The sequence below is a fragment of the Hymenobacter lapidiphilus genome, from assembly GCF_013377885.1.
In the GTDB taxonomy this organism is placed as follows: Bacteria; Bacteroidota; Bacteroidia; order Cytophagales; family Hymenobacteraceae; genus Hymenobacter; species Hymenobacter lapidiphilus.
Genome location: NZ_JABKAU010000013.1, coordinates 94990 through 117750 on the forward strand (window position 1 = coordinate 94990; position 22761 = coordinate 117750).

Genomic DNA, 22761 nt, shown 5'->3' on the forward strand with positions numbered 1-22761 from the left:
CTTTTCAATACCCATGCAAGCAAAACAACTGATGCTCGGCCTGCTGGGCTCCGCCATTCTGGGCGGAGGCGTGGCCGTGGGCGGCTATAAGCTGCTCGAACCCGAGCGCGACAACTCGCCCCAAGCCCTGGCCGCCGACCCTAATGTGCGCTACACCAGCGCCCTCAAAAGCAGCTCCTACGCCGTTTCCGACGGTCTGAACTTCACGGCTGCCGCCGCCACCGTAACGCCCGCTGTAGTACACGTAATGACGGAGTACTCGCCCCAGGCCGGCCAGAACGATGCCGCCATGCGCATGGACCCCTTCCTGCGCCAGTTTTTCGGCGACGATTTTGACCAGTACCGCGGCCGCGGCCGGCAGCAGCAGCCCCAGCAGGGCTCGGGCTCGGGCGTTATCATTGCCGCCAACGGCTATATTGTTACCAACAACCACGTTATCGACAAAGCCAGTAAAATTGAGGTGGTAATGGACGATAAGCGCAAGTTCGAGGCCGAGCTGGTGGGCAAAGATCCCAACACCGACCTGGCCTTGCTCAAGGTGAAGGCCGATAACCTGCCTTTCATCCGTTACGGCAACTCCGACGATGTGAAAGTAGGCGAGTGGGTGCTGGCCGTGGGCAACCCTTTCAACCTGAACTCAACGGTTACGGCCGGTATTATTTCGGCCAAGGGTCGCAACATCAACATCCTGCGCCGCGAAGATGGCATGGGTATCGAGTCGTTTCTGCAGACCGACGCCGTAGTGAACCCCGGCAACTCGGGCGGCGCGCTGGTCAACCTCAACGGCGACCTTATTGGCATCAACTCGGCCATTGCCTCGCAAACCGGCTCGTTTGTGGGCTACTCGTTTGCCGTGCCTAGCTCCATCGTGAGCAAGGTGATTGATGACCTACTCAAGTACAAAGTGGTGCAGCGTGCTCTGTTGGGCGTGCAGATCCGGGAAATAGATGCCACGCTGGCTGCTGAAAAGAAGCTCAACACGCTTAGTGGCGTGTACGTGATGGGGGCTGGCAAAGGCAGCAGTGCTGCCGAAGCTGGGTTGCGCGAAGGCGACGTGATTACGTCCATCAACGGCGCAAAGGTGAACACCTCCTCGCAGCTGCAGGAGCAGGTTGCCCGCTTCCGCCCTGGCGACAAGATAAAGGTGGCCTACCTGCGTGAGGGCAATGACCGTGTGGCTACCGCCACGCTCCGTAACTCCACTGGCACTACCGATGTAGTTCGGGAAACGGCTGCTACCACCATCAAGTATGAAGGGGCCAGCCTGAGCCCGGTAACGCGGCAGGAGCAGGGCAAGCTGGGCATTGAGGGCGGCGCTAAAATCAGCAACATCCGCAACTCCAACTTCCGCGAAACCGGCATTGCCGACGGGTTCATCATCACCCGCATCGACAAAAACCGCGTCGAGAAGCCCCAGGACGTGCAGCGCCTGCTCGAAGCCGCCAAAGAAACCGATGGCGCGCTGGTAGAAGGCGTGTACCCCGACGGCCGCAAAGCCTACTACCCCATCGGGCAGGGCCAGTAGAGGTGGCTAAGTAAACAACTACAGCAAAAAGCCTCCGTTACGCGCGTAACGGAGGCTTTTTGCTGTAGTTGTATCGGCCCTAACTTGTTACCTTTGAATAATAGCCGCCTGACTTATGGAAAACGCCATCAACACCCTGCGCATTCAGAATTTCAAGTCCATCAAAGACGTGACGTTAAACCCACGCCGAGTCAACCTGATTATAGGGATGCCTAATGTAGGGAAGTCGAATATTCTAGAGGCAATGAGCCTATTGGGCGGAAAGTTCCCGCAATCAAACTTTGCAAGTCGTCCAGATGAGTCAGGTAGGCATTATGGGAGCATTGTACGTTATCACGAAGTCCGTCAATTATTTCATGATAATATGACTAAAGATCCCATTGTTATTAAAACCGATAACGATATTTGTGTGATTGGCAGAGACTATTCAACTGGCAATGGGTTCAGGTACGTTCTTGCTGAATTAGATACTTGGAATAGAATGAAGAGTGAATACGCTAGCAAGTATTCTGCTATGCCAGAAGATAAGCCTGAAAACAGAATGCTGAATTTCTTCATCGAATGGAAGGATTCCAGCGTAAACCCATTTCCTCAATATATTCATTCTCAAATATTGCCTGTAGGGCAAAAAAATGATGGAGTAAGTTCGCAAGGTAATGGACCATATGCAGGAAATAGATACGTAAGGCCATATATTTTTAAACAGCCTAAATCAGTGATGAATGAGAATTATATGCCATACCTCTTGCCACCCTATGGTGATAATTTAGTTCAAATAGTGGAAGCTTATCCTTCGTTGAGAAAAGAAGTGTCGCAGTTGTTCAGTAAATATGGATTAAAGCTTTTAATACGGATTGATGAGAGAAGGATGGAAGTTATAAAAGACCTCGATGGAGTTATATATTCGTATCCTTATTCAAGTATCGCTGATACATTACAGAGGATGATATTTTATATGTCTGTTATAGAGAGCAATAATGATGCAGTTATCTTGCTTGAAGAGCCGGAAGCACATTCATTTCCTGTATATGTTTCTGACTTAGGTAGAAGAATTGCTGAAAGCCGGAATAATCAATTTTTTATTGCTACTCACAGTCCATATTTAGTGACGGAAATAATGGAGCAGTTGCTACCGCAGGAAGGTCAGGAGAAAGAATTAGCTATTTTCCTTGCGTATTATGAGGATTATCAAACCAAAGTAAAGCAGCTCAGCGACGAAGAAATTCGGGAAATTAGAAACGATAGTATCGACGTGTTTTATAATCTGAGTCGCTTTACGCCCAGTAATAATTCGTATGCCTAATTCTATTCTGTTTCTGCCCGAATGTCATGTGGACACAGCTTTGATGCGGGCGTTGCTCTACGATCGGCAGAAGCTTATTATCCACATAAAAGGAGCCCCCAAAGTGGGCGACGCTTTGTACCAGCAGGCCGAGCGCTACGGTACTTCGCGACTAGTGGTCGCGATGGTCGATAATGACAAGCACCTGTTCTCGATTCCCAAACTTCAGCCCTTCGACCAAGTAGTGCTGCGGTGAGAGGAGCCGGGGTGCCTGTTCGCGGTGTATCGCCACCGGGCGCTGTCCAGCCAATATCTAGTTGTGCTCGATCCAGCCTGTGATGGTTGGTTGTATGGGAACATGAGGGCTGCAGGCCTCCAACCCCAGACGTATCAGTTGCCGGAGTTGCTGAGTGATTTTCTGGGCTTTACTAAGAAGACTTGTTCCTCAATAAGAAATCAGTGGTTTTCCAGGCGGTATTTGAAGCCAGAAACCACGGCTCCTCAGAGAACCAGCAGATACCGGTTTCGCTAGGTAAAAAAGCCGGTTCGATTGACAACAGCAGCAGAAGTTTTCCGCCGTTTCTTATTCGGGAACAAGTCTAGAGTGTTCGGGCTGAGGAACAACCGGAAATTGTGAGTCTGCTGAAAGCGCTGCGAACCAGTGCGCCACCGGCCTACGCCCGCTTGGCAGCCTTCGTGTCAGAGCGGTTAAAAGAGGCTGGGGAGGCCGTTTGGTAAATCTGGCCCCAATCTAATTTGTTAGCTTTGTAAGAGGCCGCCGCGGCTACCTCGTTCTCTTGTAATCCCACCCAATTCATATTCCGCATCCCATGAAGCAAGCACTCGAAGAAGCAGTTGCCACCGGCACCGACGTTCAGGACCACGACCACCACGGCATCCGGCAGGTACTGCGCGAGTTGGGCGTACAGGCCCATAACGCCGCCTGGAGCACCGGCCTGGAGTGGGGCGGCACCGATAACCAGAATACCCGCACCATCCACTCGCCCGCCGACGGCCAGGTAATTGGCACCGTGGCTATGGCTACGGCCGAAGACTATGAGCACGTGGTAGCCAAGGCCCAGGAGGCCTTTAAAACCTGGCGGCTGGTGCCGGCGCCCAAGCGCGGCGAAATCGTGCGCCAGATTGGCAACAAGCTCCGCGACCACAAGGACGACCTGGGCAAGCTGGTGAGCTACGAGATGGGCAAAATCCTGCAGGAGGGCCTCGGCGAAGTGCAGGAAATGATTGACATCTGCGACTTTGCCGTGGGCCTTTCGCGCCAACTGCACGGCCTGACCATGCACTCGGAGCGGCCTGCTCACCGCATGTACGAGCAGTACCACCCGCTGGGCGTTGTCGGCATCATCTCGGCCTTCAACTTCCCGGTGGCCGTGTGGAGCTGGAACGCCATGCTGGCGGCCGTCTGCGGCGACACCTGCATCTGGAAACCGTCCGAGAAAACCCCACTCACCGGCGTGGCCATTCAGCACATCATCAAGAGTGTGTTGGAAGAAAACGAGCTGCCCGAGGGCATCTTCAACCTGATAATTGGCGACGCTGAAATCGGGGCCAAAATGGCATCCGATGGGCGCGTGCCGTTGGTATCGGCCACTGGCAGCACCCGCATGGGTAAGAAAGTAGGGGAGGCCGTGGGCGCCCGCCTGGGTAAGTCGCTGCTGGAGCTGGGTGGCAACAACGCCATCATCCTCACCGAGCACGCCGACCTGAGCATTGCTATGCCGGGCATCGTGTTTGGGGCCGTGGGCACCTGCGGACAGCGCTGCACCAGCACCCGCCGCCTTATTATCCACGACTCGATTTACGACGACGTGAAGGCCCGCCTGCTCAAAATCTACCCCAACCTGCCCATCGGCCACCCGCTGCAGGAGGGCACGCTGGTCGGCCCGCTGATTGACAAGGATTCGGTAGATGGCTTTCAGAAGGCCCTGAAGGCCGTGCAAAGTGAAGGCGGCAAGCTGCTCATCGGCGGCGAGCTGCTCGAAGGGGAAGGCTACGAAACCGGCACCTACGTAACGCCAGCCATTGTAGAGGCGAAGAACGAGTACGCCACGGTGCAGGACGAAACCTTCGCGCCCATTCTGTACCTGATCAAGTACAGCGGCGACGTAACCAACGCCATCGACCTGCAGAACGGCGTGCGCCAGGGCCTGTCATCGAGCATCTTCACGCTCAACATGCGCGAGGCCGAAACCTTCCTCAGCCAGGGCGGCTCCGACTGCGGCATTGCCAACGTGAACATCGGCACGAGCGGGGCCGAAATCGGCGGCGCGTTCGGTGGCGAGAAGGAAACCGGCGGTGGCCGCGAGTCCGGTTCCGACGCTTGGAAGGTGTACATGCGCCGCCAGACCAACACCATCAACTACAGCACCACGCTGCCGCTGGCCCAGGGCATCAAGTTCGACGTGTAGCCTTAGCGCTTCGAGAGTACGCAAACGGCCCGCTCGGTTTTACCGGGCGGGCCGTTTGGCGTGCTAGCGGGCTTATTATTAACTACGGCTTGTTAGCCATTCTAATGTCGCCGTGGCCCTTTTCGATAAGTGTATTGCCGGAGTAGAAAACGTAGTACAATCGATAGGTCTCCTCCTTTTTGAGTCTGCCCAGATCAAACGTGTAGCCATTGGCGGCAACGTTAATTACCAGTGTCCGCACCACTTGGTATTCTTGGTTCACAAGTATATGTGCGAATTGGGTGGCATTTCCCGGATGCTCGATATAAAGTTGGGTGGCATTCGTTGCCGGATTTGGATATAGCTCGATTCCCTTTACTCCACCTTCCTGATTCCCGTTTAAATTGAGGCTTAAGCTTTTAAACAAATCCTGCTCCTGCTTATTCCAGATGCCTTGCATCCTCCAATCGGTTGGGTCGGCAGGGCTTTGAAGGTTGCCATTGGCATCACGCGCCGTAATGCCGCCGTTGGGCCCGAAGTCAATGGTTGGGGCAGCATCCTTTTTGTGGCAGGCGGTTAGGCTGATGCCCGTAATAAGTAAGGTCGGAAGAAACTTCATGGGGCAGGAAAGGCTTTAAGGAGCAGCAAAGTAAGCAGCGGCTTTTTGCAGCTTCGTTGAATCCTTGACAGGCGACAGGTGCAACTACCGGCCCGGCTGCTGGTCTTTATGCTACTTAACTGCCGGCGCGTGTCGGTTCGCCCGGAAAGTGGGATATTTACCTTTCCCACTCTTTTGTTTCGTTACTGCTACCACACCCTATGGAAGCCTTTGCTTACACCGACATCAATGCGCCGCTGGTCGAGCGGTGCCGCTTAGGCGACCGGCGCGCCCAGGCCGAAATCTACAAGCGCTACGCTAAGGCCATGTTTAACGCCTCGTTGCGCATCACCGGCGACTATGCCGAGGCCGAGGACGTGCTGCAGGAAGCGTTTCTGAGTGCGTTTAGGGAGCTGCACAGCTACAAGGGCGACTCGTCGTTCGGCTCGTGGCTTAAGCGCATCGTCATCAACAAAAGCATCAACTGCCTGCGCAACCGGCGCCTGAGCCTGGTGCCGCTGGGCGAGCAGCACGATGCCGCCGCCGAAGCTACCGACTACGGCCCCGATCCGGAAATTACCAGCTGGCGGGCCGATGTGGTGCGCCGCTGCGTACAGGACCTGCCCGACGGTTACCGCGTGGTGCTCACGCTGTACCTGCTCGAAGGGTACGACCACGCCGAAATTGCCGGCATTCTCAACATCAGCGAATCCACTTCTAAATCACAATACAGCCGGGCCCGTAAGAAGCTCCTCGAACTAGCCCGGCAACACGGACTTTGATATGCGGAGAATGGAGTAGCCTCCTGGAAATATGCAAACCGGCTGGTGCGCCACCCGCCCTGAAGCCTGGTAGCTTTTTCCGGTTTACTGGTGGCTAAGTAGCCACGCGGCGCTTCTGCCGCATGTTGTTCGCCATTTCACTAGTCTGTTCATCTCCCGCACTCCCACTACCCAGCACATACAGCATCGTGCGGCGCTGGCCCACCCCTCGCCCGACCAGCCGCTCGATTCCGCCACTTACTTTGCCATGCATATCAATAACCCCGGACTGGAAACCTTCGTGGACCATAATCGCGCCGATTTCGACGCGTTTGAGCCGCGCCCGGACCTATGGGAATCCATTGCCCAGGACCTGGACGCGGCTCCCTCCGCCCCCGAGCCGCAGCCTGAACTGGTACCTGCCCGGGTGCTGGCCCTGTTCCCGCAACAGGCTGCCCCGACTGCAGCAATACCTGCCGCTACTGCTACTTCTGCTGCCGTGCGCTCGGCCCGGCCTTACGGTATTGCCGCCGCTGTAGCCACTCTGCTACTATTGGGTACCTGGGCCTGGCAGCAGCCCCAGGCCAGCCGCTGGACCAGCACGCCAGCTACGGCTGTGCTGCCCGCCGGGCCAGCGGCCGAGCTGCAGCCCTACACGGTGCCCGGGCTGGCCTCTCCGGCTTCGGCGGGCCCCGAGCAGCGCCTGGCCAGTGCCGTGCAGCGTATGGAAACGTATTATGCCACCCAGCTGACCGAGCGTCAGCAGGAGTTGCGCCTGACCGATGAGGAGTTTGGCGCGGAAGCTCCGCAGGCCGACTGGCAGCAGGAGCTGGACGCCCTCGACGTGGCCTACCAACAGCTTAAAACGGAGCTCTACCAGAACCCCGAACCTGAGATGGTGCTGGAGGCCATGAACAGCAACATGCAGATTCGGCTCGATTTGCTGGGCCAGCAGTTGCGTACCCGCGAGCAGATTCGCGAGTACCACTCCCAACCCTATATGGTGGCCGACAGCCGCCGTTTGCCTTAACTAGATGCATTGGTTCCGGATGATGAACGACAGGGCCAGCCAGTTCGGACTGGCGTTGACGGCGTTGCTGAGCCTTAACCTGAGCACTGCTCAGGCGCAGGTGGTGGCTCCGTCCGGTCCCGCCGATGCTCACTTCTGCGAGCCGGCCCCCGCGGCGCTGGCTGGCCAGTCGGGCCCGTTGGTGCCTCGTGCGAGTACCGCCCAGGGCCCCGATCAGGGGCCCTCGCAAAACGATGGTGTTGCCGTGCCGGCCGTTGAGAAAGTCCGCACCCTGAGCCGTACGTTTCCTACCAGCCCCACCAAGCTCTACACCCTCGACACCCGCTACGGCCGGGTGGAGATTAATGTGTGGAACCGTCCCGAAATCCGCACCGATGTCACCATCATCACCCGGGCCGAAACCGATGCCAAGGCGCAGGAGCTACAGGCTATGATTGAGGTGGAGCTGCTGGCCCGCGACCCCAAAACGGGCGGCATTTCGGCCCGCTCCCGCTTCGGTGAGCTGCCCCGCGAGTGCCGCAGCCAAGTGAAGCTCTACGAGGTGAACTACACCGTATGGGTGCCTGCTAACAACCCGCTGGCCCTGCACAATGCCTTCGGCCAAATCAGCGTGACTGGCGACCTGACCGGGGCCACCGAGTTGGCTGTGGAGTACGGCCGCCTGCGTACGGCGCGGCTGGAAGGGCCGCGCAACAGCTTGAAACTGACAAATGCCCGCGCTTCCGTGCCCTTCGTTCGGCGGGCTGTCATCGACGCCTCGTATGCCAAGCTACGCCTCACCGAAGGCGGCAGCGTGGAGCTGAACAGTAACTACTCCGATATTGATGTTGGGCTGGTAAGCGACCTGACCATGCACAGCAAGTACGGCGACATAGCCCTGGGCACCGTTCAGAACCTGCGTGGTACTTCGGGCTACTCGCGCTTCAGCGTCGATAAGCTCAACAGCGCGCTTGATATGAAGGTGCAGTACAGCCCCAGCTTCGAGGTGCGCAATACCGGTCCCAATTTCCGCCAGATTACCCTCGACGGCGGCTACAGTACCATTCTGCTCAACTTCCCCGACGGCGCTGCCTTCGGGTTTGAGGTAAACACCGAGCACGGCCAGTTGCTGGTCGATAAGCGCCTGGTAAAAGTAGCGTCGGAAGAATTCAGCCCTACTTCCAGCGACACGCAGGGTACGTTCGGTGTCGCTTCGGCCCGTAAGGCTGGCAACGTCAATATCAAGGTCCGCTACGGCAACGTCAGCTTCAACCGATAAGCCAGCACCAGAATTGCAGTCTGGCCGCATGCATCCCGCGAAGCTGCCACCGTCTGAAAGGGGCTGCTGCTGCTTCGATTGCCTCAAATGCGTGTCCGATGCCCGCCTGGCCCGCATCGGGCAGGTTTGGCGACAGATGGGTGGAGACGGGCCGGGGGGCGAAATAAATAGGATTACCAGCAGGCAGTTTGCTTTTTCAAACCAGCCAAATCCGGTATACTTGTAGAACTATCAGGGGCACACCGCAGGAGCGGCTGGGCCAGTGAGGTATTCTATCAAGTATAACTGATGCGCATTTCTACGTACGGCCTGTGTCTGGGCCTCTGGACCGGCAGCGCCGGTATGGCCCTGGCCCAAAAGCCGGCCACCTCTACCACCGCTAACCGGCCCGCCACCACCCTGCCCACTGCTGCCCGCGCCACCGAGCTGGCTGGTCCATTGCTTGAGAAGGGCGACTATGCCGGCGCTATCCGTGAGTTTCTGCGGGTGCCGTCCTCCGATTCGGCCTACGTGAGCACGCTGGGCGACCTGTCGGTGGCGTATTTGCGCAACAAGCAGTTTGCGGAGGCCGCCGCCACCAGCCGGCGCGCCATTGAGCTGCGCCAGCACAGTGCCCAGCCCTATCTGGTGCTGGCCGATGCCGAGGAAAGCCTGAAGAACGAGGCCGCCACGCTGCAGGCCTACGCCGATGGCCTCCAGCGTTTCCCCTACAACCAGCTGCTGTACTTCGACCGGGGCGTGAGCCTGGATCTGCTTAAGCGCCGGCCCGAGGCATTGCTAAACTGGCAGCGTAGCCTGGAGCTAAACCCGCTGCACGAAGCCACGCACTACCAGTTGGCCTGGCTGGCCCTGGAGCAGGGCCAGACGGCCCGCGCCCTCATCAGCCTGTTGACCTACCTGGCGCTGGAGCCCGGTGCCGAAAGCAGTCTGCAGGTGCTGTCGCTGGCCGAAGAAATTGCCGCTGGCGTGATGGAAGTCGAGGAGAAGGACCGCGAAAAGCCCTTCGTACCGAACCAGGCGTTCCAGGAGCTCGATCTGTTGCTGACTTCCCGTGTAGCCCTGCGCAAGGAATACACCTCCAAGGTGAAATTCGATGCCAGCATCGTGAAGCAGACGCAGCTGTTGGTGGAGAAGTTTCCGGCGGCCGGCCCCAACGAGACCGACCTCTGGCTGCGCACCTATGGTCCCATTGTGGAGGCCCTGCGTCGCGACGATAACCTGACGGCCTTCACCTACCTGATCCTGTATTCGGCCGATGACAAGCGGGCGGCCAAGTGGGTGGATGCCAACAAGAAAAAGGTGACGCAAATGAGCGAAGCCGTCGGTAGTGCGCTGCTGAGCCTGCGCACCCGGCAGCAGGTGGCCGGGCAGCCTGCCGGCACCTACCGCCCAGGCTGGTTTTCCGATGGCCATCTGGTGGCCATCGGTGAGGCCGACAACCAAAGCGGCACGCTGGCCAACCGCCGCGGCCCCTGGCTGACGATTGACAGAGCGGGCTGCGTAACGGAAGAAGGCGCCTACGCGGCCAATAAGCCGGTGGGCCCCTGGCGCGAGTACCACGCCAACAGCCGCCTGCAGAAAGAGGTGAACTACAACGCCGAGGGGAAGTTCGACGGCCGTTACGTGGAGTATTTCAACAACGGCGCGCGCACAGTGGAAGGCACTTACCAGGCCGGCACCATTGTGGGTAAGGTGAACAAGTACCACTACTGCGGCGCGCTGAGCGGCGTGGAGCCCTACGAAAATGGCGACATCAACGGCGAGGCGCTGTACTACTACCCCGATGGCAAGCTGCAGCGCCGGGCCATATACCGCTCCGATAAGCTGGAAGGCCCCTCGATATTCTATTATCCTGATGGCACGGTAGAAACCAAGTTTGGCTACGCGGCCGACCAGCGCCAGGGGCCGTTCGAGGTGTTTTCGGCCACCGGCCAGCTGGAGCGCAAGGGCAGCTACGAGCAGGGCGAGCTGCACGGCGACTACCAGGATTTCCACCCCAACGGCAAGCCCGCCAACGTGGGCCGCTACGACAAAGGCCGGCAGGTGGGCCGTTGGCAGGCCTTTTACGTCTCCGGCAAACCCAGCGAAGAACAAAACTTCGACCCCGCTACCGGCGAGCTACAGGGCACCTACAAAGACTACGATGCCCAGGGCCGCCTCAGCGCGGAGCTCGATTATGTACAGGGCCGGGTGGTTCGGGTGGCGTACTTCGATGCGGCCGGCAAGCCGCTGAGCCAGACCAAGGTGGCTGCCAAGGGCTCCACGAGCTTCAAGGGCCAGTACCCCGATGGCAAGGTGTCGGTAACGGGCGCTTACCTCGACGGCAAAATGCACGGGGAGTGGCGTCTGTTCCGGCGCGACGGCAGCCTGCGCGTGGTGCGCAATTACCGGCAGGGCCAGCGCGAAGGGGCCGAGGAGCTGTACACCAGTACCGGCCGCCTGCAACAGCGCTCTGCCTACCAGGCGGGGGCGCTTGAGGGGTTGTACGAGCAGTTTTTTGACCACGGCCAACTCAAGCGCACCGGCTTTTACCAGGGCGGTGAGCAGCGCGGTACCTGGCAGGATTACTACCCTACGGGCCAGCTCAGCCAGGAATATAACCTGGATGGTGAAAATCAGCACGGCTACACCCGCGACTATACCCCCGGCGGCAAGCTTACCCAGGAACGGTGGCTGCAGTACGACCGGACCCGGAGCATCGTGTCCTTCGACTCGACGGGCCAGGTAATCGACCGCCTCAGCATCGAGCCCGACACCAAGGCACTGACGCTGCGCTACCCCGGCGGCCAGCCCCGCATTGCCAGCGGCTGGCTATGCTACGAGTATCAGGGCGACGAAAAGTGGCTGCTGCCCAACGGCAAAACCGGAATCAGCACGGCCTTGTACCAGGGGAAACGGGAGGGGCCTTACCGGCGCTATCACCCCTTCACGGGCCAGCTGATTGACCAGGGCCAGTACCGCAATGGCCAGCCCGAGGGCGAATGGATTACTTACTTTCCTTCGGGCAAAGTGAACATCAAGGCTACTTACCGCGCCGGCCAGCGTGAGGGGGATTTGCAGGTTTTCTTTGAAAACGGCCAGCCCGAACGCGTGGCTCAGTACGCCAACAACGAGCTTGACGGTGCGCTGCGCGTGTATAACATGTCCGGCGAATTGGTGCTGGAGAAAATGTACGAGAATGGCGAACTGGTCGGGTACCGTGGCCCCGGCGCTACGGCCGACGGCGTGCTCCAGCCCGCGGCTGCCATCAGTACCAGTTTCGCCAACAGTAAGCCCGCCGCCACCGAAACCTACCAGAAAGGGCAGCTGACTGGGCCACGTACTTACTATTACAGCTCGGGCCAGGTGTACCGCCGTCTCGAAAACAACGCCGACGGCCAGCTGCACGGCACCACGTTCACTTACTACCCCAACGGCAAGGTGCAGGAGGAAGAGCCCTACCGTTTCGATGAGCTGCACGGCCGCGCCCGCTACTTCCGGCCCGATGGCACCCTGGAGCGCGAAGAAACCTACCGCTGCGGCGAGAAGGCCGGCCCCACCGTGTATTACGATGCCCAGGGCAAAAAGCCCCTGCGCACCGACCACTACTGGAACACCTACCTCTATGGAAGCCGCTAAAACGAGCCGCCGCATTCCGGCCTTCTGGCTGCTGCTGGCGCTGGGACTGGTATTGAGCCGGCCGGTGCGGGCCCAGAACCCGGGGGCGCAGCTGGCCCAGCTCCGGCTACAGTACCCCACCGAAAAAGCCGTGTTTCTCGACTACCGCCAGGAGCTGACGGTGGAGGTGAAGGGCGACTCGGTGCAGGTGCTGACCCGCCACCACTACGACATGCTGCACCTGGGGCCGCAGTCGGCCATGTACGCGCCCGATCAGGTGTACAGCTCCCACTTCAACCGCCTCCAAAGCATCGAGGCCCGCACGCTTGTGCCCGCCGGCAACGGCTACAAAGCCATCAAGGTCACCGAGTTCAAGGACAAGTTCGACATCCGGCCGGGCATTTTCTTTGACGATGTGCGGGTGGTGAAGTTCGGCTACCCGGCGGTGGTGCCCGGCGTGCGCACCGTGTCCGACTACACCGTGCGCCACTCCGACGCCCGGTTTCTGCTGCCCTTCCAGTTTGCCAGCCACGTGCCCATGCTGCACGCCGAGCTGGTAATAACGGCTCCGCGCACGGTGCGCCTCAACACCAAGCAGTTCAACATCCCGGCCGGTAAAGTCACCTATACCCGCCAGGAGAAGGGGGCCAACGTAATTCACCGCTGGGCAGCCGACAACCTACCGGCCATGCCCAACGAAACCGATGGGCCGGAGCTGCTTTATTACCTGCCCCACCTGGTGTATTTCGTGGAGGAAGCGCAGGTGAACGGGCAGCCGCGCCGGTTGCTGGGCGGCGTGCCCGAGCTGTACAGCCTGTACGCGGGCTTCGTGAAAAACCTCGACAAGCAGGAGAGCCCGGCCCTGCGCCAGGTTGTGGATTCGCTCACGGCCGGCGTGCGCACCGAGCCCGAAAAGGTGGCCCGCATCTACTACTGGGTGCAGGACCACGTGCGCTATATTGCCTTCGAAAACGGCCTGCGCGGCTTCGTGCCGAACGATGCCGGCCGGGTGTACGCCAACCGCTACGGCGACTGCAAGGACATGGCCAACCTGCTACACGAGATGCTGCGGCTGGCCGGTGTGAAATCGTACCGCACTTGGATTGGCACCCGCGACCTGCCTTACCGCTACGCCGAGCTGGCCACGCCCGGCGTCGATAACCACATGATAACCACCTACGAGCCCCGCCCGGGCCAGTACGTGTTCCTCGATGCCACCAGCAAGTACACGCCCTACGGCATGCCCTCGTCCATGATTCAGGGCAAGGATGCGCTGCTGGCCCTCGATGGGCAGAACAGCCGGGTGGTACCAGTGCCCGTGATGGCGCGGCAGCGCAGCCGCACCGTCGATAGCTCGGTGGTGGTGCTCGATGGCGCGGCCGGTCTGCGCGGCCGGGGCCAGCTGGCCCTCAGCGGCTACGCCAAAGTAAACCAGAGCTATGCCCTCGATGGCCTGAACCCGACCGAAGAAGCCAAAGCCGTGAAGAGCCTGCTGGAGCGTGGCAACAACAAGTTCTTCGTCGATCAGTACGCCGTGCAGCACCTCGATGCCCGCGACCAGGCTCTGACCGTGGACTACGACTACCGCCTGCAGGATTACGTGCAGCGGCTCGACGATGAAGTGTACGTCAACCTCAACCTCGACCAGCGCTACAGTGCCGACCGCCTCGACCCCGCCAAGCGCACCCTGGCCCGCGTCAACGACTACCACCAGACCAACCTGTTCCGCACCGAGTTTGAGGTGCCCGCCGGCTACGAGGTAACCTACCTGCCGCCCAACACCGAGGGCCGCGCCGACATGCTGGGCTTCTCCATCCGCTACTCGCGGCAGGGCAACAAAATCATTCAGCAAAAGGAAATCTACGTGGATTACCTGCTGCTGGAGCCCGCCCGGTTCGGCCAGTGGAACACCGTCGTCGACCAGCTCAACGCCGCCTACCGCGACGCCATCATCCTCAAGCGCAAAAAGGCCTGAAGTTGAGTCGCGGCATAGGGGCGGGGCTTGTCCCCGCCCGCCATTCGTGTCGCTTCAGCAGTACTCGTTCAACGGCGGGCGGGGACAAGCCCCGCCCCTACATCAGGTAGTATACGCCTTTATCTCCCCCTCCGAATTTTCTCTTCGTGATTAATTACCCAACCTCCCTTTCCGCAAGCCGCTTGCTGGCACTGGCGCTGCTCCTATTGCCCGCGCTGCTGCACGCCCAGGCCCTGCCCGCCAACCTCACCCACGCCCGCTACGATTGGGAAGCCAAGCGCAAACCCGCCACCCTTACGGCTGCCGAGGCCCAGCAGCCCGCCGTGGTGCTGCGCGACTTCCGGGCCGAAGAGCTGGCCCCCGACGCCCGGCAGGAGATGCGCCTGTACTCGGTCGACCACCGCATTGTGCGCGTGAATTCTTCCGACGGCATCGAGCGGTTCAATAAAATTTACCTGCCGGTGCAGGAGGGCGGGCGCATTGTGCAGCTCAAGGCCCGCACCATCAGCCCCAGGGGCGTGATTGTAGACGTGGCCGAGAGCAACATGAAGGAGCTCAAGGACGAGGATGGCGGCCGCGGCTTCAAGGTGTTTGCCGTGGAAGGCGTGGAGAAAGGCAGCGAAATCGAGTACCTGTTCACCCGCGAGCGGCCCGTGCAGTCGTTTGGCCGGGTATACCTGCAGAGTGAGGTACCCGTGCGCAACCTGCGGGTGGAGCTTATCACGCCCGAAAACCTGACGTTTGAGATGTACCGCTACCCCGGCGGTCTGCTGCCCGATTCCGTGCGGGCGGGCAAGCGCATCATCGGCCTTTCGCTGCGCGATGTGCCGGCCCTGCGCGAGGAGGGCTTTGCCCATGCCGCTGCCCAGCGTCAGCGCCTCGAATACAAGCTGGCCTACAACGCCAACCAGGACCGCCGCCGGGCTTACACCTGGGCCGATGCCGCCAGCTACCTCCACGAGCGGATGTACCAGTGGAACAAAGACGAGCTGAAGGCCGTCGACAAGCTGATCAAGCAGCTCAAACTGCCCGCCGACCAGCCCCTGCCGGCTCTGGAGAACTACCTCAAAACCAACTTCCAGCTGGGCACGGCCGGCGGCCCCGAAAAGCTGACCGACGTGCTGGCCGCCCGCGCTGCCTCCGATATGGGCGCCGCCCGGCTGTTTGCCGCGCTGTTCAGCCGCCTGAACATTGCCAACGAGCTGGTGATGACTACCGACCGCACCGAAACGGCCTTCGACGACGCCTTCGATACCTGGAACTACCTGGACAATCCGGCGTTCTACCTGCCCGCCACCAAGCAGTGGCTGGCCCCCGGCCGCGCCGATTACCGCCTGCCCCTGATTCCGGCTGAGTGGACAGCCAACAAGGGCCTGTTTGTGCGCCGCGTGCAGTTGGGCAGCACCGAAACAGCCGTGGGTACCCTCGGCGACATTCCTACTACCACCGCCGACCAGAGCCCGAACGACCTCGCCATTCAGGTGCAGTTTGCTCCCAACCTCGACAAAAGCACGGTTACCATCAAACAGACGCTGGGCGGCTACTCAGCCCAGCCCATCCAGCCGTTTTTGGCCTTTGTGCCCGACGATAAGCGCCAGGAAGTGCTGGAAAGCATCATTAAACCCAACGTGCCCGATGCCGTTTTCCAGAAGGTAACCGTAACGAACGGGGAAAGTGGCCTGAATCCGCTGGAAAAGCCGTTCATCGTGGATGCGACGCTGGAGTCGGTGGCGCTGCTCGACCGGGCCGGCCCGAAGTACCTGTTCAAAGTCGGGACGCTGCTCGGCCCGCAGTCGGAGCTGTACCAGAGCGAAGAGCGGCAATTTGACGTGGAAAACGAATTCAACCGCCGCTACAACCGCACCATCACGTTCACGCTGCCGCCCGGCTACCAGGTGCGTAACCTGAACGATTTAAACATGGACGTGCAGGCTGGCCCCACCGCCGCCGGCCCCGAGTTTCTGTTCAAATCCGGCTACGAGCAGCAGGGCCAGCAGGTCACGGTCACCATCCGCGAGTACTACCGCCAGATACGCTGGCCCAAAGCCGATTTTCAGGCCTTCCGCAGCGTGGTGAATGCGGCCGCCAACTTCAACAAAGTGGTGTTGGTGCTGGAGAAGAAGTAGCGTTTCTTCTCAAAAGGACATCCCCTGCCCCCATACCTCAATTGCCCATGCCCCGACTGTTGCTTGCGGCGCTGCTGCTGATAACTGCTCCGGCCGCTGCCCAAACTGTCCCTGCTATGCCCGCTACCGATGCCGCCGTTGCCTCGCCTTTGCGCACGTATGCCCTGCGGCTGAAGCCGGGGCAGGACTTGCGGCGCGAGCTGCTGGCCTTTGCGCAAGCCCATAGTCTGCGGGCGGCCTGCATCCTCACCGGCGTGGGCAGCCTGACTACGGCCACGCTCCGGCTGGCCAATCAGGAGGGCCCCACGGTGTACCAGGGCCATTTCGAAATCGTGTCGCTGGTCGGCACGTTGTCGGTCAATGGCAGCCACCTGCACCTCTCGGTGGCCGACTCGACGGGCCGCACGCTGGGCGGCCACCTGCTCGGTGGTAACATCATTTATACCACCGCCGAGCTGGTTATCGGCGAGCTGCCGGCCCTGGATTTCCGGCGCGAAACTGACCCCACTTTTGGCTACCAGGAGTTGGTGGTGCGGCCCGCCACGGCAGCTGCGGCCACGACTTCCAAGCCAGCTACCGTTCCGGTCAGGAAAAAAAACCTGCCGCCCCGCGACCGGAATTGAGGAAGTATAATCCCTGACTATAGGCAATAACCCCAGCAGCGCGACATGTGGGTGACGACGACCCACCGCAAGCGTAGTTGCAAACGGGTGGTCTTGGCTTATTTAGTCGGCATGACGAGCAAATTCCGTTTCTTGTGGAAAACCCGCCCGCCATGTCCAACCAACCCGCTTCTGTTGCCGCACCCGATACCGCCCGCCTGGAGAAGTTCTGCCGCGATATCAGCAACCCGCTCAAGCTGAAGCTGTTTATGCTGCGCAAGCTGCCCATGGCCTACCTGGCCGGCCTGCGCCTGGCCGAGGTGCAGGCGGAACGTTGCGTCGTTACGGTGCCCTATAAATACCTTACCCAGAATCCGTTCCGGAGCATCTACTTCGCTTGCCTAAGCATGGCAGCCGAAATGGCCAGCGGCCTGCTGGCCATGATGCACGTGCAGAGCGGCGGGCCAGTCTCCATGCTCGTAGTGAGTCTGGAAGCCGATTTCACCAAGAAAGCCGTGGGCCTCATCCGTTTTACCTGCCCCGACGGGGCCGCCATCGGCCAGGCCATTGCCGAGAGCCGCGCCACCGGCGAAGGCCGCACCGTGGTGGCCACGAGCACCGGCACCGACGAAGCCGGCGATACGGTGGCCGTCTTTCGGGTTACGTGGTCGTTCCGGGCGAAACGGTGATTTTCAGGGCTTAGGGGCGAACAAAACCGCCTGTCATCCTGAGCGCAGCGAAGGACCTTGTTGAGAAGAACGGCCGTAACAACGACTCTTTCTGGCAGAACAAGATCCTTCGCTGCGCTCAGGATGACAGGCGGTTTTGTTCGCCCCTAAGCCCTATTCATCCAGCGCACTGTCCTTGGTAATTACGTCCATCAGGCCGTCTTCGCTCACTACAATGGCAATGCAGGGGTAGGGGCTGCTTTCGACGTAGCGGATGGCCGAATTGTAGCGGGCTCCGCGGGTGCTGGTGCCGCGGCCGGTAGCCTTACCGTCCAGAATGACGCCGATGGAGTAGCAGAAAGCATCCGGGTCGAGCAACACGGCGCCATCGATGGCCGTGACCAAGCGGGTGATGAGCGGGGTGAGCGGTACGGGTTCGATGAGGGTACATTGCAGCTTGAGGCGGTCGGCTTCGGCCAGGGCCTCGGTGGTGATGACGAGCAGCGTGCCGTGCTTCTGGCGGCTGGCTTCGAGCACCACATCCCAGAGCTTTTCTACTTTGGCCGAATCGGTGAGCTCAAACGTGCGGCGCAGGTCGCGGCGGAACTTGGTGCGGTTGAGGCGGGCGCGGGGCAGGCTGGGGTGGCCGTAGTGGGCGCGCATGAGCACTTGGCCGCCATGCTGAAACTCCCAGGCGTAGTGGGTGATAAAGCTGATGACGAATAAATCCTCCCGGGCGGCATCATACTGGCCGACTTGCCGGCCCAGCGCATACACGTTCTCACCGTCGGCCAGCAGGCTTACATCGGAGGTTGTCATTTCGAGCAGCTTGCGCACGGCCCGGTAATCGGTGAGCGGGGTAGGGCAGGTGAGGGCGAATACCTCCGAGAGGTTGGGGTGGCCGCGGCGGGCCAGCAGCAGCTTGCCCACCCCTTCGGCCCCCTCGTAGCGCAACGACGAGATGGTGTTGCAGGTGGCGAACAGCTTGGTAGCCGCGGGGTTCATGCCCATATCCTGGGCCGGCGTGTCCATAAACAGCTTGCCCGCCGAGCGGATAATCTCGTCGGCGTCGCGGGGGCGGATGAGCAGGCCCGACCCCGGCTCCGGCTCGGTCAGCGACTTGATGCAGTCTTCGTTGAAGCGCAGAATGGCCGCCTGAATAAGCGAGTGGGGCAGTTGGCGGCCGTCGGTATAGAAGCGGTTGGGCTGCAGCGAAGGGTAGCTGTTGTACACTTTGCGGTTGAGCCGGAGCACGGGCATCACCGCGAAATGGCCAATCTGGGCCGGCCAACCGGCAAACGACAGGCGTTTGTCGGCGGCGTCGAGCTCGTCGAGCACCTCCTGCACGGCCAGGCGCACACCCCGGCCAAACTGCTTGCGGCGCTGCATATCCTCACTCTCCACATCGGGGTCGGTGGTAAACTGCCAGTTGTGCGCCAGCTGCAGGGCCTGGCCCCGCTCCAGCACCCGCGCAAAATGGTGGGCGGGCACTGCCGAGTCGGCGGGCTCGAACTCGGCCGCCGCGTACAGGTCGTTATGGGTTCGGCCGGCCGCCGTCAGGGGCAGCGCCAACAGATACACGTACGGGTCGAGGTCTTCGTCGAGGGCATCGAACAGGCCGTTGGCTACCGTTTGGGCGGCCTGCCGGAACCGCGCCTGATAGGGCCAGATGGGGTGGCTGGTGGGCAGGGGCAGGGGCGTGCCGAAGGCAACGGGTGGGGCAGAAAGCAGCGGCAGCGGAGAAAGCATGGGGAGATGGATAACTAGTTGCCAGTTGTCAGTAATCAGTTGCTAGTCGTTGAACAGCCTAGCAACCGACAACCGACAACTCAATAACGGTCGGGCTTATAAAGAGAATACAACCGGCAGCACCATCTTTTGCTTTATCGGCTGGCCTTTGTACAGGGCCGGCTCCCACTTGGGGGCCGCCTTCAGCAGCCGGATGGCCTCCTCATCGAGCCCCGAACCCAGGCGCTTTATCGGCTTGATGTCGGTGAGCGAGCCGTCCTTTTCTATGATAAATTCCATCATCACTTTACCATTAATTTTGCGCTGCAGAGCCAGAGCAGGATATTTCTGGTTGGCCTGAATCCACTCGAAAAAAGCCTCGGTGCCACCCACCGGCCGCGCCGGCCGGTCAGCCGTTACCACCTGGGTGCCGCCGTCGGCTGCACCGGCCGGAGCCGGGGTTGTGGCCGCCGCGCCTGTTTCGCCCGGAATCTGGAACGTGACGGGTACCACCTGGCGCTGGCGCACAATGCCGCCGCGGTGCCGGGCGGGCGTCCAGCGCGGGGCGGCTTTAATGAGGCGCACGGCCTCGGCATCGAGCAAGGCGTTGCCGGGCTGGGCAACAGCTACCTCGCCAAGCGAGCCGGTTTTTTCTACCACAAACGTAACCGTAACCGTGCCCTGGGCCCCGGTCTGCAGCGCGGCAGTAGGGTACTGCTGGTTGTCGGCCAGATATTGGGCAAAGGCTTCCAGGCCGCCGGCGGGCAGAGCGGGCTGTTCCACGGCCTCGTACACGGTATTGGCCGCCGGGGCTTTGGGGTATTTAAGCTTTTGCTGGGCGAGAGCGGGGGAATGGGCGGCGGCGCTCAGCAGGGCGCTCAGTAAAACTTGACGAAAAGGCTGTTTCATAGAAATAAAGCAGGACGAGATGCGGCCGGCCTGACACAACAACCGTACCTGCCGCCCTTCAAGTTCGGAATTTAGATGAGAAGGAGCCTTGGGTGAGGGAGCGAGGCGGTAATGCGGGAGGAGCTGTGGGGAAATACGCCCGCCTTCGCACCGTTGGGGATGAGACTATCTTTGCCGCAGCCCCCAACCTTTCAAGCACCACGCCAACGTGTCCGATTACCGCCCGCTACCCAGCAACCCCACCACCCTTTTTCAGGAGAACCTAAGCCAGCACACGGCGCGGGAATCCTATTTCGCTGCCCGGCACCGGGCCGTGGCGCTGGTGCGGCTGGCCGTGTTTGTGGCCGCCGGCGCGGGTATCTGGCTGTTGCTGAGTGCGGGCCAAACGGCTGCCGCGCTGGGGCTGGGCGTGGCGGCTTACCTGGTGTTTATCGGGCTGGTGCGCTGGCACGATGCCGTGGGCTACCGCCGCGAGCATCACCGGCTGATGGCCCAACTCAACCGCGACGAGCTGGCCCGGCTGGCCGGCGAGCTGGCCGGCTTCGACCCCGGCCGCCGCTACCTCGACGCCCAGCACCCTTACGCCGCCGACCTCGACGTTTTCGGCGACCACTCGCTGTTTCAGCTGCTCAACCGCAGCACCTCTCGGCTGGGTCAGGACTGGCTGGCGGGCTGGCTGCTGACTCCGGCCCTACCCGAAACCGTGCGGGAGCGGCAACTGGCCGCCGCCGAGCTGGCCCCCGAAGTAGGCTGGCAGCAGGAGTGGCAGGCCCGCGCCCGCCACTACCCACGCCAGGAAACCGACCCGCGCCAGTTTGCTGGCTGGTTGCGCGAGCCCGATTTCTTTGTGGGCCGTGGCTGGATATTGCCACTGCTGGGGCTGGTGCCGCTGCTTAGTCTGGTGGGCGTGGGGCTGATGCTCGGTGGCTACGGCATGCAGTGGCTGTTGCTGTTGTTGCCGGCCGTGGTGCTCAATGGTGCTTTCGGGCAGGTGCGGGCCCGTTACTACAAGCACGCCACCACCATGCGCGACGCGCTGCGGGCTGCCCACGACCAGCTGGAGCACTTCGAGGCCGGCACCTGGCAGAGCCCGGCGTTGCAGCGGCTGCACCGCACCCTGCACGATACCGGCAACACGGCCGCCGCCCGGCTGCTGAAACGCCTGAGCAACATTGCCGGCTGGTTTTCTGCCCGCCAGAACCCGGCCGTGGCCGGTGGCCTGAATACGCTGCTGCTCTGGGATTTGTGGGGGATCTGGCAGCTGGAGCGCTGGAAGCGACGGATCAGCGGAGGCCTGGAGCCACTGCTCGAAGCGGCCGCCGAGCTGGATGCACTGGTGAGCCTGGCCGCTTTCCGGGCCGCCAACCCCACTTTTGCTACTCCCGACCTCGCGGCGGTGCCCCTGACGGTAGAGGCCACGGCGTTGGGCCACCCGCTGCTGTTCGGCGGCGAAGGCGTACGCAACGACTTCAGTACCACCGGTACCGGGCAAACGGTGATTGTAACGGGCTCGAACATGGCGGGCAAAAGCACGTTTCTGCGCACCGTGGGCCTGAACCTGGTGCTGGCCCAGGCCGGCGCGGTGGTAGCAGCCGGCTCGTTCCGCTGCGGTCCCGCGCAGGTGTTCACCGCCATGCGCAGCCACGACAATCTGGCCGAAAGCACCTCCTCGTTCTACGCCGAGCTCAAGCGCCTGCGCCTGCTGCTGGACATGACGGAAGGAGAGGAGCTGAAAAGTAAAAGTGAAAAATTGAAGGTTGCCGACGGAGTAGTTTCATTGGTTGCTGATGCCACTGCTGCCGCCTTGTCTCCAACCAACGACCTGAGCACTAAAAACGAAGCACTAAGCTCCATTCCGGTGTTCTACCTGCTCGATGAGATTCTGAAGGGAACCAACTCGGCCGACCGGCACCGTGGGGCGCGGGCGCTGGTGTTCCAGTTGCGCGAGCGGGCTGCCAGCGGCCTCATCAGCACCCACGACCTGGAGCTGGCCGCCCTCGAAACCGACCTGCCCGCCCACGTGCGCAACGTCAGCTTCAACTCCTACCTCAACCCCAACGGCACCCTGCGCTTCGACTACCAGCTCACGCCCGGCATGTGCCGCTCCTTCAACGCCAGCCAGCTCATGCGTCTGATGGGTATTGAGGTAGGGGAGGACTGACGGAATGGAAGTCGAAACAGTACGGTAGTCTAACTAATCCAAGTTGCGAAGCACAATGTAGGGGCGGGGCTTGTCCCCGCCCCCCCTTCGCGCCGCATCAAGGGTAATCGTTCAACGGCGGGCCGGGGCAAGC

16 protein-coding genes are annotated in these 22761 nt (G+C 60.9%); 13 read left to right on the forward strand and 3 right to left on the reverse strand.

Going from position 1 to position 22761, the window contains the following annotated elements; genetic code table 11:
- Positions 1–13: 13 nt before the first annotated feature.
- The 4 genes from HW554_RS09210 to amaB all read left to right on the forward strand — a co-directional run bounded on the left by HW554_RS09210 (position 14) and on the right by amaB (position 5236).
- Positions 14–1525, forward strand: a complete 1512-nt coding sequence (locus HW554_RS09210; RefSeq protein WP_246285166.1) for a Do family serine endopeptidase — start codon at positions 14–16, stop codon at positions 1523–1525.
- Between the two features lie 115 nt (positions 1526–1640).
- The gene (locus HW554_RS09215) at positions 1641–2828 is read left to right on the forward strand and encodes an AAA family ATPase (protein ID WP_176908291.1); all 1188 of its coding nucleotides are present in this window, start codon (positions 1641–1643) and stop codon (positions 2826–2828) included.
- Positions 2821–3063: a hypothetical protein gene (locus HW554_RS09220; RefSeq protein WP_176908292.1), complete on the forward strand. Its 243-nt coding sequence runs from the start codon at positions 2821–2823 to the stop codon at positions 3061–3063. The genes HW554_RS09215 and HW554_RS09220 overlap by 8 nt, the downstream gene beginning before the upstream one ends.
- A 574-nt stretch (positions 3064–3637) precedes the next feature.
- Complete coding sequence (gene amaB / locus HW554_RS09225; RefSeq protein ID WP_218134670.1) at positions 3638–5236, forward strand: L-piperidine-6-carboxylate dehydrogenase; 1599 nt, start codon at positions 3638–3640, stop codon at positions 5234–5236.
- Between the two features lie 82 nt (positions 5237–5318).
- Here amaB and HW554_RS09230 read toward each other — a convergent pair whose 3' ends face one another.
- Positions 5319–5834, reverse strand: coding sequence for a hypothetical protein (locus HW554_RS09230; RefSeq protein WP_176908293.1), 516 nt, complete (start codon positions 5832–5834; stop codon positions 5319–5321).
- 200 nt (positions 5835–6034) lie between these two features.
- On the opposite strand from HW554_RS09230, the gene HW554_RS09235 reads away from it, so the two are divergent.
- The 8 genes from HW554_RS09235 to HW554_RS09270 all read left to right on the forward strand — a co-directional run bounded on the left by HW554_RS09235 (position 6035) and on the right by HW554_RS09270 (position 17851).
- Positions 6035–6595, forward strand: coding sequence for an RNA polymerase sigma factor (locus HW554_RS09235; RefSeq protein WP_176908294.1), 561 nt, complete (start codon positions 6035–6037; stop codon positions 6593–6595).
- Positions 6596–6842: 247 nt separating this feature from the next.
- Positions 6843–7604, forward strand: coding sequence for a hypothetical protein (locus tag HW554_RS09240; protein WP_176908295.1), 762 nt, complete (start codon positions 6843–6845; stop codon positions 7602–7604).
- A gap of 4 nt (positions 7605–7608) precedes the next feature.
- Entirely contained in the window at positions 7609–8862 is a 1254-nt protein-coding gene (locus HW554_RS09245) for a hypothetical protein (protein WP_176908296.1), read from the forward strand.
- Positions 8863–9150: 288 nt separating this feature from the next.
- Positions 9151–12480, forward strand: a complete 3330-nt coding sequence (locus HW554_RS09250; protein ID WP_176908297.1) for a hypothetical protein — start codon at positions 9151–9153, stop codon at positions 12478–12480.
- On the forward strand, positions 12467–14434 hold the full coding sequence (locus HW554_RS09255) for a transglutaminase-like domain-containing protein (protein ID WP_176908298.1): 1968 nt from the start codon (positions 12467–12469) through the stop codon (positions 14432–14434). The genes HW554_RS09250 and HW554_RS09255 overlap by 14 nt, the downstream gene beginning before the upstream one ends.
- A gap of 146 nt (positions 14435–14580) precedes the next feature.
- The gene (locus tag HW554_RS09260) at positions 14581–16560 is read left to right on the forward strand and encodes a DUF3857 domain-containing protein (protein ID WP_176908299.1); all 1980 of its coding nucleotides are present in this window, start codon (positions 14581–14583) and stop codon (positions 16558–16560) included.
- 47 nt (positions 16561–16607) lie between these two features.
- Entirely contained in the window at positions 16608–17183 is a 576-nt protein-coding gene (locus HW554_RS09265; protein WP_246285167.1) for a PPC domain-containing DNA-binding protein, read from the forward strand.
- A gap of 152 nt (positions 17184–17335) precedes the next feature.
- Entirely contained in the window at positions 17336–17851 is a 516-nt protein-coding gene (locus HW554_RS09270; protein ID WP_176908300.1) for a PaaI family thioesterase, read from the forward strand.
- Positions 17852–18004: 153 nt separating this feature from the next.
- Here the strand turns inward: HW554_RS09270 and HW554_RS09275 are convergent, their stop codons facing one another.
- A complete protein-coding gene (locus tag HW554_RS09275; RefSeq protein ID WP_176908301.1) occupies positions 18005–19579 on the reverse strand; it encodes a DNA integrity scanning protein DisA nucleotide-binding domain protein in 1575 nt (524 codons plus the stop codon).
- Between the two features lie 96 nt (positions 19580–19675).
- Complete coding sequence (locus HW554_RS09280) at positions 19676–20467, reverse strand: energy transducer TonB (RefSeq protein WP_176908302.1); 792 nt, start codon at positions 20465–20467, stop codon at positions 19676–19678.
- A gap of 208 nt (positions 20468–20675) precedes the next feature.
- Here HW554_RS09280 and HW554_RS09285 point away from each other — a divergent pair, with 208 nt between their 5' ends.
- A complete protein-coding gene (locus tag HW554_RS09285) occupies positions 20676–22628 on the forward strand; it encodes a MutS-related protein (RefSeq protein ID WP_176908303.1) in 1953 nt (650 codons plus the stop codon).
- Positions 22629–22761: the final 133 nt, after the last annotated feature.